Here is an 11,967-nt window from a genome sequence, read left to right on the forward strand (position 1 = left end):
GCTCTTACAAAAACAAACAGATTTTAAGCACTTTTCAAGCGCTATAAGTGTAGGGTTACCCCACACTTAAACATTGGCACACCACTAGACGTCCAGATGGGATGTGGTGAAAAGATAACGCCCTTTCCTTCACATCCCATGTCCAGAAATTAAAGCATCAACTCATCGCTATACAAATCCTTGAGAAAAGCTATATACATGGATTGAGCGTACTAAGGGCAAAATCAACTGTGCTGGATTGGAAGATTACTGGGGCTGGGTTGCCTGGGCGGGATGGGCTCTGGGATGTTGGCATTATGGGCGATCGCATCTCCACCATCGCCCCCCACATTGAGACAGAGGCTGCCCGTGAGCTAGAAGCCAGTGGCCGTCTCCTAATTCCTGCTCTGGTAGACGCTCACTTTCATTTAGACAAAGCGCTCATTTATGACCGCGCACCTGCCTATGAAGGCACGTTTGCCGAAGCCATGCGCGAGACCCTGCGATTAAAGCAGAGTTTTACCATTGAGGATATGCAGGAACGGGGCCGGAGAGTCCTGGAACGGGCGATCGCCCACGGGATCACAGCCATCCGCAGCCATGTGGAAGTTGACCCAACTTTGGGATTGCGATCGCTGGAGGCAATGCTGCCTCTGCGGCAGCAATATGCCTGGGGTATCACTCTGCAATTGGCAGTTTTTGCCCAAGAGGGCATCACAAATGTTGAAGGCGAAGCTGATTTACTGCGTCAGGCCATGCATATGGGTGGTGATGTCATTGGCTCAGCCCCCTATGTGGACCCCGACCCTCACCGCAACGTACAAATTATTTTCGACATTGCTCAGGAGTTTGATTGCGATGTCGACTTTCATCTAGATTTTCTGGATGATGACGCTCCCATGCTGGTGCCCTTCGTGATCGAGGAAACTCAACGGCGAGGTTGGCAGGGGCGTGTATGCTTGGGCCACATGACCAAGTTGGCAGCACTGACCCCCAACGAGTTGACAGACATCGGTCTAGCCCTCAGGGATACCAATATTTCAATTCTGGCTTTGCCAGCCTCTGACATTTACATCATGGCCCGAAAGGACACTCACAATGTCCGGCGGGGAGTAGCCCCTATTCATCGTCTGGCGGAACTTGGCGTCAATGTGGGCGTCGCAGTGAATAACACTCAGAATCTATTTACCCCTTTTGGAGACGGCGATGTGCTGAAGGTGGCATTGCTGTTGGCGGAGGTACTCCAGTTAGGCACCATCGAGCAACATCGGTTGTGCCTGGAAATGGCCACAACTCAAGCCGCCCGGGCGATAGGTCTGGTCCATAATTTGCAGGAAGGGTGCCCGGCAGATCTGGTATTGTTGGGAGCATCCTCTGTATCAGAGGCGATCGCCCTCACCCCAGCCGATCGCACCGTCTTCAAGAGCGGCCACTTAATCGCTCAAACCACACTTCAGCGCTCATTTTCCCCCAGCGCAGCCCTAGCCCTATAAGATCTATGCTGCTTGATGTCACCACCTGGTATCTGGAAATGCGCGATCGGTCGGAATTCCGGCCCAAATACTCTGATGACCCTAGCTTGACCGTGTTGCAGGCCGAAGTCCCTTGCCCTGAGCTCAATCGGTTTCTCTACACAAGTGTGGGGGGGCATTGGTATTGGTGCGATCGCATTCCCTGGACCTACAAGCAGTGGTGGGCTTACGTCAATCGTCTGGACCTGCAAACCTGGGTCGCTTACTACGCTGGAACTCCAGCCGGTTATATTGAGCTCGAAACCCAACCCGACGAGAGCGTAAAAATTGCTTACTTTGGGCTCATTCACCAATTCATCGGGCAGGGAATTGGTGGGCACCTGTTGAGTACAGGTATTCAGCAAGCCTGGGATATTGGGGCCAACCGGGTATGGGTTCACACGTGTTCTTTAGATGGCCCCACCGCTCTTAAGAATTACCAGGCTCGTGGTCTCAAGGTTTATCGGGAAGAACACTATAGTCGCGACTTCCCAGAGACCCCACCTGGCCCCTGGCCGGGGGCTCATCCTCCCAGTTTTTACGGTGATCAGTAGCTGGGTTAGCTACCAACAGCGATACCTTCGGCCTGAGCATGGCCTAACAAAGTCATTTCAACGGCCGTTCTTAACCAAAACGACAATTAAGCACTGCAAATTGACCTGGTTGGATAAACATTAGGGAAATTTCAGGCATATCCTATTGTTTTCAAGCAGAATTTAAAAAGTTGCTTGAAAATTGTTTTGGTAGATGAACTCCCAAACAGCAACATGTCGTCTGCAACACTTTTTAAGCAAAGTCTAAGAAGGGTTAAGAACCGCCCGGAAAGGCGATTAATTCTCTAGATTTATGGATAAAGTGCCCTGTTCCGTTTCAGGTTCTTTTTGCATTATTTGAGAGTCACTTCTTCATGAAATCGTCCTCTTTGCAAGATGTCTCCCTCTACGAACTAGCGCTTAGCTCGGAGCAGCCCCCTCATCCTCTGCAACTTAGCCCCACCACCTTCAAGTCGCTTATCAGTTTGCTGATCGACCTATTGCTAGAAAAGCAGATTCCAGCGACGGTGTGGATGAAGCTGCCCCGAGGAGACGTATGGCAAGCAGAAGTTGAGCGATTTCGGCGTTCGGCTGTGGCTCCGCACACCATTTATGCCTTTAGCAGTCACCGGAGCGAGCCGCCCAAACAGTCCTCTCTAGCCGCGCAGATGGGGATGCTCGCTGCCGAGCTTGGCTCTGACATGGACTCTTGCTCCAGTATTGAGTTGCAGCTGATGAGTGCTGAAACGGATGCGCTGATTGATGACCAGGGCGTCATCGCAGCAGCACAACCCGATACAGCCAACAGCGTCTTTTTACCCATTCAGTCAGAAATTCAGCTTCGGCGCGAATATTTTGTCCTTATCCTCTCGGAGGAGTTTTCGGTGCTGGTGCTGGCCCACCGCCCCCGCACCATTCGCAGTCAGGAGCGCTCGGTAGCAACCGAAGATATTCCAGCCGACACCTCTCTAGAATCACCGCTAGCGGACGAGGAGGAGCGGAAGCATTTACTGTTAACCCTTTGCTCCTTTGACTCGGCCACGATTCAGAAGGTACTGACAGGGATTCATCTGGCGATCGCCTCTAGCGTGCCCCACAATCAACAACAGGAAGAACTCACCTCTTTGCTGCTGAACTGGTCTCAGGTAACCGCTCCAGCGAACAAGGTTCATCTCGACCCGGCTATCCTGAGCCACCTAATGGTGCGCCAGATCCAGCGCCAAGAAGAAATGTGGCATCGTACGGCGGGCTATCGTCGGCAGGCTGAGTCGGCATCGACTTTACAACTCGAAAATGAAGAGTTACAGAACGCGATTCGCTTGAAAGACGAGTTCCTGAAGAACGTCGGGCAGGAGCTTCGTACGCCCCTTTCCAGTATGAAAACGGCACTGACGCTGCTCGGATCGCCGACTCTGAAGCCGCCCCAACGACAGCGGTACATGGATATGCTGACCCAGGAGTGCGATCGCCAGGGTTCACTGATCACCAGCGTGCTCGATCTGCTGCAACTGGAAAACGTGGATGACCACACCGCCACCCAACCCATCCGCTTGTCTGATGTCGTTCCAGGAATTGTCAGCACCTACCAGCCTCTGGCTCAGGAAAAGGGCATTATGCTGGCCTACACCGTCCCAGAAGATCTGCCCACGGTGACTTGCACCACCCCCTGGTTACGGCAAATCGTGATCAACCTGTTACACAACGGGATTAAGTTCACGCCGCAGGGCGGGCAGGTTTGGGTGAAGGCAAAACAGCAGGGTGAATTTGTTCAAATTGATGTGCGCGATACAGGCGCTGGCATTGCCCAGTCTGATATTCCCAAAATTTTCGATCGCTTCTATCGGGTACGTCATGGGCAAGGGGATGACACGAGCGGGGCTGGTCTCGGGTTGTCTATTGTGCAGCAGCTATTGCTGCGCTGTGGCGGCTCAATTTCTGTCCGGAGTAAATCGGGTGAAGGCAGCACATTCTCAGTGATGCTTCCAGTTTACGAGTAGGCCTTCTCTTACCCGGTCCTGCACGGCAAAATCAACCGATGGTTTGGGGTATAAGTTGCGACGCACCCTGTACTCCAAACCCTAGGCAAACCAAGGAACTGAGACAAGCTCAGGTATGCCGTGCAATCCAGTTTTGTAGCAGTGGATTTACGAGCTCAGGTGCTTCGTCTTGGGGGCAATGGCCCACTCCTTCCAGAGGCACGAATTCTTCGACCGCAGGAAACTCTGCCAGAACACGCCCCAACTCAATCGGTTCCCAGGGATCGACTGTTCCCCACAACATCAGCACCGGGCAGGTCATCTCTGGGAGCAAATCTTCTGCTAAAGGCCCCTCAGAGTATTTAATAAAGGCTAAAAAGACGTCAGCCGCTCCCGGCTCAAAGGCAGGTTTGAGGAGAAAATCCACCAGTTCATCGGTCACAGCGTCTTTCCGCCCGTAGGCTTGCAGCAAAATTTTACGAATGGTGCGCCGATTCGCCAGCTGCGAAAAAAAGAGATGACCAAGCGCGCGATTGCTTAAAATTGATTGCAGAACCGGCGCTGACATCCGACGATACCAGGGCAGAGCTAGACGTTTGCGATCGTGCAGCAACCGTAGGGAGCAGTCCAACATCGCTACCCCCCGCACAAACAACGGATTCATCACCGCTGCCTGAGCCGCTGCCACACAACCAATGGAGTTACCTACCAGAAACACGGGTTCGCCGACAATCTCCTGGCAGAAGTCCAAAATTTGCTGGCCCCAGGTTTCAAAACTGTAAGCCAATGGATTTCCAGGCTCGGGCTTTGCCGAGAAGCCAAACCCGAGTAAGTCCAGTGCGAACACTCGGCAGGTTTCCCCGAGAACCGGTAAGTTTTTTCGCCAGTGATCACTGGAAGCTCCAAACCCATGAATCAATACCACCGCTGGCCCTGTTGTTCCAGATTGCTGATAGCGAATTGGAAACCCCTGCCATTGCCAGGTTTTTGTCTCAACGGAAGCGGTGTGGGTGAGAGTCATGGCGATCGCAATATTACATTATGTAAACCACTGCCTCGATCATAGCGAGGTTTCGGTAGGGATGCTAAATCTCCTGAACGGAGGGGACAGGGGCTGCGCCCTCCGGTTCCAGCAGGGTAAAGCGCACTGACATGGAGTGATTCCACAGATCGATAAACGCCTTTAGCGCAAAGGGAAGTGCCTTTTCCTGGCTGGAGATCTTAGCGTCGTCCGTATCGTAAAAATGTAAGCGCTCGATAATCTCGGCACGACTCGGCTCGGCTAGATTAGCCCGGTAATTGCCCTGCTCATTGACCTCTGAAAAGCAATACACCTGGTGATAGTTCACTCCTGTGACCTCGCGGTATTGCAAAAGAGCATAGACATCCACTGGGGTAGCAGGAATTTTGAGGGGAAGTTCCAGACGTTTTTGATAGGCCAGAAGCGGATAACGAGCGCTGTTGCGAACGCCGTAGTAACCCACCTTATCGGGTTGCAGCGGATATTTGCGAAAACGAGGTTGCACAAACGTTCGCATAAAGGTGGGAATATCCATGCCCTCGACGGCATAAGCACCAATGATGTCTATGTGCACGTCATAGGCCGGGGTATTGCCGATGTTGTAGATGCCCAGATGCATTCCGGCACCATCGGCCAGGGGCTGGATGTCACAGTAAACATGGGGCAACGACGCTAATCGTAGCTGACGCTCGATCGCCCCCCGGTACAGGCTATTCTCATGGCGAACCTCTTGCAGAATGCGGTACGAGAACCAGGCATGGAACCCGACGATAACCAGCAAAATGAGACTGCCAATGAGTAGAGAAATTTCCATCGGACTCCAGACCAGACCATGCTCCAGATTGTACTATTAACCTCCAGTCTTGCGGATAGCAGCTTACAAGGCACACACCCGTCAGGACAAAGGATTTGTACTGCTTCTACAGCATTTTCCGCTCCTATAAGGTACGAGAGGGGGATGCAGGACGAAGTCCTACATCCCCCTCTCGTACCTTATAGGGTAAGAAGTGCGTTGATGGTGAGTAAAGCACCCTCAATGCACTTTTAACTGAACTGGTGTAGCTTTTAGAGTTCCTACCAGCTAGTGCGATCGCGCCCTCCGCACCCATACAAAGACGTCTCACGGACTACAATCTGCGGTACCCAACAGCGGCACAATCGGAAAGATTCAACATAGGAGGGGCTATGACAGAGACATCATCAAACCGGGACGCCGTTGAGACCTATGTAGAACAGGTAGCAGCCCTGATTGGGCTACCCATTTCCCCCGAATGTCTGGAAGGCGTAGTAGACAACATGATGCGAACGTCGGCGATCGCCCGCCTCGTTATGGAGTTTCCCTTACCCGACGACCTGGAGGCAGGCCCAACTTTTGAGCCGTAATCGTTGATTCATGAATTTTGCTCAGCCTTAACTCAGCAAAATTTAGGCCCGTGTCTTCTGTGTAAGAGGGTTATCCTGACGCTCACACGTTTACGAGAGTTTGTGTTCCTTAGCTGGAGAGGTAGTGGGATGGATTGGGGGAAAGTAGATGCGATCGCCATTGCAACAGCGGTGCGCTCGGGTGAGGTTAGTGCTAAAGAGGTCACGCAGCAAACCCTGGCACGGATTGAGGCAGGTAACGTGTCGCTCAATGCATTTACAGACGTGCTGACCGAGCAGGCAATGGCAGAGGCAGAGACGGTGGATGGAGCGATCGCCGCCGGTCAAGATCCTGGTCCTCTGGCTGGTGTCCCCTTTGCCGTCAAGGATTTGCTGGATGTCGCCGGGGTTGTCACCCTTGCCGGGTCCAAAATTAACCGGGAGAATCTACCTGCCATTCAGGATGCTACGACGGTCGCAGCGCTCAAGCAAGCCGGCGCAATCCTCGTGGGCACCCTGCGTATGGATGAGTATGCCTATGGCTTCACCACTGAAAACAGCCATTACGGCCCCACCCATAATCCCCATGACCTGGCCCGAGTGGCTGGAGGTTCCTCTGGCGGATCTGCTGCCGCTGTCGCAGGAGGATTGGTGCCGCTATCCCTCGGCTCAGATACCAATGGTTCGATTCGGGTACCCGCATCCCTCTGCGGCATCTTTGGATTGAAACCGACCTATGGCAGGGTTTCTCGAGCCGGAGCCTACCCGTTTGTTGCCAGCCTCGACCACATTGGCCCTTTTGCCCGTTCCGTGCAAGATATCGCTACCAGCTTTGATGTCTTACATGGCCCTGACCCAAGAGATCCCATCTGCTCGACCCGGGCCCCTGAACCAACTCTGCCGCAGTTAGCGAAAGGCTTGGAAGGTCTGCGGGTGGCGATCGCTACAGACTACTTCGCCCAGGGTGCTCACCCGGAAGCACTGGATGCCGTTGCCAAAGTTGCCAAAGCCCTGGGAGCTGATCAAACCGTTGTCATCCCCGAGGCAAAGCGAGCCAGAGCTGCCGCTTATGTCATTACTACCTGTGAAGGGAGTGCGCTGCATCTGCAACGGCTAAAAACTCGCCCAATGGATTTTGACCCTGGAACGCGCGATCGCTTTCTCTCAGGCGCTCTCATGCCGGCCGCCTGGTACATCCAGGCACAACGGTTTCGCCGCTGGTACCGCGATCGTGTCCGTGAGTTGTTTCAGACTGTTGATCTCATTCTGGCTCCTGCCACTCCTTGCCCCGCACCTTTAATTGGGCAAAAGACCCTGATGTTGGACGGCGAAGAAGTGCCTCTGCGTCCCAACCTGGGGCTTTATACTCAGCCCCTTTCCTTCATTGGCCTGCCCATTCTTGTCGTACCGGTACAACAAACCGGCTTACCCATTGGCGTGCAGATCATTGCGGCCCCCTACCATGAAGCGCTAGCTCTACGAGCTGCCGCTGTTCTGGAAGCAGAAGGGGTCATTGCAGCTCCCGTGGTTTCCCCTTAAAAACGATTGATCAAACATTTATCCTCACGAATACAAATAGAATAAAACCTGGATTTTTGTGGAAGGTGCGCTTTAGCCGCATCTCCCACAAAAAATCCAGGTTTTATTCCGTACGAGATCCTAGAACGTGTTTTAAAGCTGGCTTTAAAGGTCTTCTGTCATGCGCTCCACACACGGAAAAATGACCTTTAAAGCAGACTTTAGTAACCTGAGTTCGGGTTAAGGGCGTTTTTGAGTGCCGCGCGTTGCGCGGCACTCAAAAACGCTCATTTTGGTGTGCGCTTTGCGCACACCAAAATGAGCACTTCACCTTATCCCAAACTGAGGTTTAGCAATAAGTGGCAGAAATCAACCCATGAACTTAAGCCGTCACGTACTAGGAAAACCGGGCGGGAGATAACTGCGCCAAAATTGGGTCAGCTTCCCCTTTTTGGGATTTGGCAAACCGGCGAGCCAGCGGAGGAGCCAGTAAAAAAGGCCCATTAAAACCTGAGCAGAGATACAGACCACTGACACCAGGAAGGGCCCCTATCAGAGGCAGGCGATCGCCACTAAACCCCACCAAACAGCTTCCCCAGGCGGCCGGAACCGATTTCAAGCAGGGGAGAACTTGACCAATGCGATCGCGCAGTTGTTCTTCACTTGCACTTGCATTCACCAGAGCATCTGGGTCCGTCAGCACCCGACTAAGCTGCCCAATCCGGATGCGTCCGTCTTGAAATTGAATCGCACCGACATCCAGGATAGGAGGCACAGGTTCGTGACCCGGTTCATCCCAGAGGGACTCATACTCGGGGCGAGTAGCCTTCGCTTCCATGGGCATTCGTTGCAGCTCCGCAGACATCACAATGGTTTGCAGAGACACAGTCTCTAGAGGCGGCGTCTCCAGAATCTCGGCTTGGGTGTAATAGAGACGTGTGGAAATGCCCATCTGGTACAGCAGCCTTCGGCTCAATCCCCCGGCGCTAACTATGACCTGGCCGCTATAGATTTCCTGCGACGTCACAACCCCTTCGATCCGTTCGCCCGTCTGCACAAATCTTTCAACAGACGCAATTTCTACCCGTCCCCCGGCTTGCCTCAAACCATGCTGGTACGCCCGAGTCAGGGACTCTGGATCAACGTGCCCGTGGCGAATGTGAAGGGCAGCTGCGATCGCCTTTGGCTCTAGCAAAGGTTCCATCTTCACCGCCATAGACGGGTCAAGCAGTTGAGGTTGGATGCGGTAGTGCTGGTAGGAAGCAGCAATGGCAGTGGGATCGCGATCGCGGTCGATCACTAGCAACATGTCCATTTCACGAAACTGGGTGTCATAACCCAATTCCTCGGAGAGTTGGGGATGAATGGCCTCACTTTCCTGGCAAAGTTGCCGAGTCAAGTCACTATCTCCAGCCCAAAAGGCAATACCGCCATAACTGTATCGAGTCGCGTTTGAAGGATCGGGCGACTGGTCCAGCAGCAAGACTGAAAACCCGACCTTTGCCAACTCATAGGCTACAGCAGAGCCAACCAGTCCTGCACCGACTACAATCCAGTCGTAACTCATGCCTGTGCCTCATGCATTATGTACGCATCTACTTCGATCTCGACCAACATATCGGGTGTAGCCAGGCGACTGACCTCAACAAGGGTATTGGCCGGACGGATATCCTGAAAAACTTCATGGTGGGCACGGGTGGCCTGCTGCCATTCATCCATGTTGGTGACATAAACGCGAGTTCGTACAACATCTTGTAGACTCGCACCCACCGCCTTTAAAGCACCCTCAATCTTTTGATAAATATAGATAGCTTGCCCATAGAGGTCGCCCGGATGCTGTATTTGTCCACTGGCATCACTGGCCGTTGTTCCTGACACATAGACAAATGGCCCAACCCGTACAGCACGGGAATACCCAGCTAAAGATTCCCACGGGGTACCCGTGGAAAAATTCTGTCGTTCCATGCAATTGCTCACCTCGCATGTGGCTAGTATACGAAAAAGCAATGTAACACTTCGTTGCAGAAATGTTCTGAAACGGTTTCGAAGCCTTATTGGCTCGTACGAGCCAATAAGGCTTCGAAACCGCTTTAAAGCACCGCCTAGAGTGCTCCGCTCGATTTCCTTCCGGTAGCTTGCCAGCAACCACCCAATTTCGTCTTTGTTGCTGCGGCTATTTGAGAATTTTCTTTCGAGTTACCTTTGGGAGTTTTCTTCCAACTCATCCCGGCGGCCTCAAACAGATCGTAGTAGCTTTACTTAGATTCATAGACCACATCATAGTACTCGGTCAGGTGCTGCTCCAATTCACCGATTTCAGTTCTGGTACATCAGTTTCAGCGCTAAGGCTTTTCGCATTTCACGGGCATCTGGATTGCTCGCAATAAACCCTTGCAACTCTTCTACAGCAGCCTGAGCAGAGATATGCGTCATTAGGCACCCCGATTCCGAGCGGTCTTCGTATTCTCTCCCACCTCTTTCAAAAATCAAACCGGATTACTCTAGATAGAACGTTATGGACTCAGCACCAGAAAGTTTATTTTAAAAAGTCCCAAATCCTAATAAAAAGAGCGCGGTGAAAAACACCGCGCTCTTTTTATAGACTTCCCAAAAGCCCTTACAGGGTTAAGGATTGGGCATTGGTTTCAATTAGCTTCGCCAAGTCTTGCAGGAACGCTGCTGCATGGGCACCGTAAATAATGCGGTGATCACAGGTAATGTTGACCTGCATCTGAGTGCGAACTCCCAGCATACCTTCGCGGTTTGCCACCACTTGAGGACGGGAAGCTCCGATCGCCAAAATAGAACCCTGACCAGGAGGCAGAATTGCATCGAAGCGATCAACTCCAAACATTCCCAAGTTCGAAATGCTGAAGTTGCCAGTGCTGTACTCAGCAGGTTGCAGTTGCTTCACCCGTGCCCGTTCCACCAGATCCTTCCAGGTGCGAGACAAGGTGTAAATGTCCATTTGGTCAGCGTTCTGTAGAACGGGGGTGATTAGCCCACCGTCATCCATGGCAACTGCAACGGCTACGTTAATGCTGCTGTTGTACTGGATGCCCTGATCAGTGTAGTTGGCATACAGTAGCGGGTGTTTTTGGAGGGTTACGGCGATCGCTTTCGCCAACAACGCCGTCATCGTCACCCCTTTGCTCTTGATCTGCTTATAGAGCTTATCCAGCTCGTCGGTGGTAATGGTGTAGCCGACGTGGAAGGTAGGAACATCCAGACTTGCCACCATGCTGCGGTTTACAGCTCCTTGCAGCGTGGTAAATGCCACAATCTGACCGGGTGTCGCAGGGACGGGAGCCGGAGCCGGAGCGGCCGCAGGGCGGGCTGTAGGAGCCGGGGCCGGAGCTGCCACAGGAGCGGGAGCCGTTGCGACAGGAGCCGCAGAGGGCGCTTTACCCGCTGCACGTTCGACATCTTCAGCTACGATCCGACCGTAGGGGCCGCTGCCCTTGAGGGTGGCCAAATCAACCTTCAAATCTTTTGCCAGTTTGCGAGCGCGGGGCGAAATGACCGGGCGACCGCCATTGCTGGAACCATTCTTAGAGGGAATCACCTCTTCCAACACTAAGGGAATGGCCGATTCTACCACAGGAGCAGTAGCGGCGGCCGGAGCAGCAGCTCCACCGCCAAGGTTAGCGGCTTTCTGCTTAGCCGCTTCGATTTCAGCTTCAGTCTCAGCAATAAAGGCGATCGCATTTCCTACAGGAGCTACACCACCAGCCTCCACAATAATTGTCGCCAGATATCCCTCATTGAAGGACTCCACATCCATATCGGCCTTATCGGACTCGACGACCACAATGGTTTCGCCTTTTTCGACCTTGTCTCCCGGAGACTTTGTCCAGGACACAATTTTGCCCTCCTCCATGGTGGAGCTGAGGGCGGGCATGAAAACTTCGTAAATCATTGGCTTTAAGTCTGCTAGGGATGAGGATGGATGGGATGGGTCAGTGCAATCTTGGCAACTGATAATTGTATCGTGTTGAGGGAACATCAAGAGCGTCTGCACAAGGGCAAGCTCTTAGACATGGACGATTTTTCACACACATTGCGTG

At 52.9% G+C, this 11,967-nt stretch carries 10 protein-coding genes and 1 pseudogene; 5 read left to right on the forward strand and 6 right to left on the reverse strand.

Features of this window, described 5'->3' with window-relative positions; translation table 11 throughout:
* Positions 1-230: 230 nt before the first annotated feature.
* The 3 genes from NDI52_RS10235 to NDI52_RS10245 all read left to right on the forward strand — a co-directional run bounded on the left by NDI52_RS10235 (position 231) and on the right by NDI52_RS10245 (position 4,020).
* Positions 231-1,472, forward strand: coding sequence for an amidohydrolase family protein (locus NDI52_RS10235; protein WP_347280023.1), 1,242 nt, complete (start codon positions 231-233; stop codon positions 1,470-1,472).
* Between the two features lie 5 nt (positions 1,473-1,477).
* Positions 1,478-2,044, forward strand: coding sequence for a GNAT family N-acetyltransferase (locus NDI52_RS10240; protein WP_190770611.1), 567 nt, complete (start codon positions 1,478-1,480; stop codon positions 2,042-2,044).
* Between the two features lie 353 nt (positions 2,045-2,397).
* Complete coding sequence (locus NDI52_RS10245) at positions 2,398-4,020, forward strand: ATP-binding protein (RefSeq protein ID WP_190770612.1); 1,623 nt, start codon at positions 2,398-2,400, stop codon at positions 4,018-4,020.
* A 109-nt stretch (positions 4,021-4,129) separates the two neighbouring features.
* Here the strand turns inward: NDI52_RS10245 and NDI52_RS10250 are convergent, their stop codons facing one another.
* On the reverse strand, positions 4,130-5,020 hold the full coding sequence (locus NDI52_RS10250) for an alpha/beta fold hydrolase (RefSeq protein WP_190770613.1): 891 nt from the start codon (positions 5,018-5,020) through the stop codon (positions 4,130-4,132).
* A 64-nt stretch (positions 5,021-5,084) separates the two neighbouring features.
* Complete coding sequence (locus NDI52_RS10255; protein WP_190770614.1) at positions 5,085-5,834, reverse strand: hypothetical protein; 750 nt, start codon at positions 5,832-5,834, stop codon at positions 5,085-5,087.
* A 371-nt stretch (positions 5,835-6,205) separates the two neighbouring features.
* Between NDI52_RS10255 and NDI52_RS10260 the strand changes: the two genes are divergently transcribed.
* Together NDI52_RS10260 and NDI52_RS10265 are read left to right on the forward strand one after the other, a co-directional pair.
* Entirely contained in the window at positions 6,206-6,403 is a 198-nt protein-coding gene (locus NDI52_RS10260) for a DUF4089 domain-containing protein (protein WP_190770615.1), read from the forward strand.
* Between the two features lie 129 nt (positions 6,404-6,532).
* Positions 6,533-7,921 (forward strand): AtzE family amidohydrolase, encoded by a 1,389-nt coding sequence (locus NDI52_RS10265; protein WP_190770616.1) that lies wholly within the window; start codon positions 6,533-6,535, stop codon positions 7,919-7,921.
* Positions 7,922-8,297: 376 nt separating this feature from the next.
* On the opposite strand, the gene NDI52_RS10270 is transcribed toward NDI52_RS10265, so the two are convergent.
* The 4 genes and pseudogenes from NDI52_RS10270 to NDI52_RS10285 all read right to left on the reverse strand — a co-directional run bounded on the left by NDI52_RS10270 (position 8,298) and on the right by NDI52_RS10285 (position 11,819).
* Positions 8,298-9,467 carry an FAD-binding oxidoreductase gene (locus NDI52_RS10270; protein ID WP_190770617.1) on the reverse strand — a complete coding sequence of 390 codons (1,170 nt, stop codon included), beginning with the start codon at positions 9,465-9,467 and terminating at the stop codon, positions 8,298-8,300.
* The gene (locus tag NDI52_RS10275; protein WP_190770618.1) at positions 9,464-9,865 is read right to left on the reverse strand and encodes a RidA family protein; all 402 of its coding nucleotides are present in this window, start codon (positions 9,863-9,865) and stop codon (positions 9,464-9,466) included. Before NDI52_RS10275 ends, NDI52_RS10270 begins: the two co-directional genes overlap by 4 nt.
* 150 nt (positions 9,866-10,015) lie before the next feature.
* A pseudogene (locus tag NDI52_RS10280) lies at positions 10,016-10,309 on the reverse strand (hypothetical protein); the annotation flags it as partial.
* A gap of 208 nt (positions 10,310-10,517) precedes the next feature.
* Entirely contained in the window at positions 10,518-11,819 is a 1,302-nt protein-coding gene (locus tag NDI52_RS10285) for a dihydrolipoamide acetyltransferase family protein (protein WP_190770619.1), read from the reverse strand.
* Positions 11,820-11,967 lie beyond the last annotated feature (148 nt).

It is taken from the genome of Leptolyngbya sp. PL-A3, assembly GCF_039962325.1.
In the GTDB taxonomy this organism is placed as follows: Bacteria; Cyanobacteriota; Cyanobacteriia; order Elainellales; family Elainellaceae; genus Vacuolonema.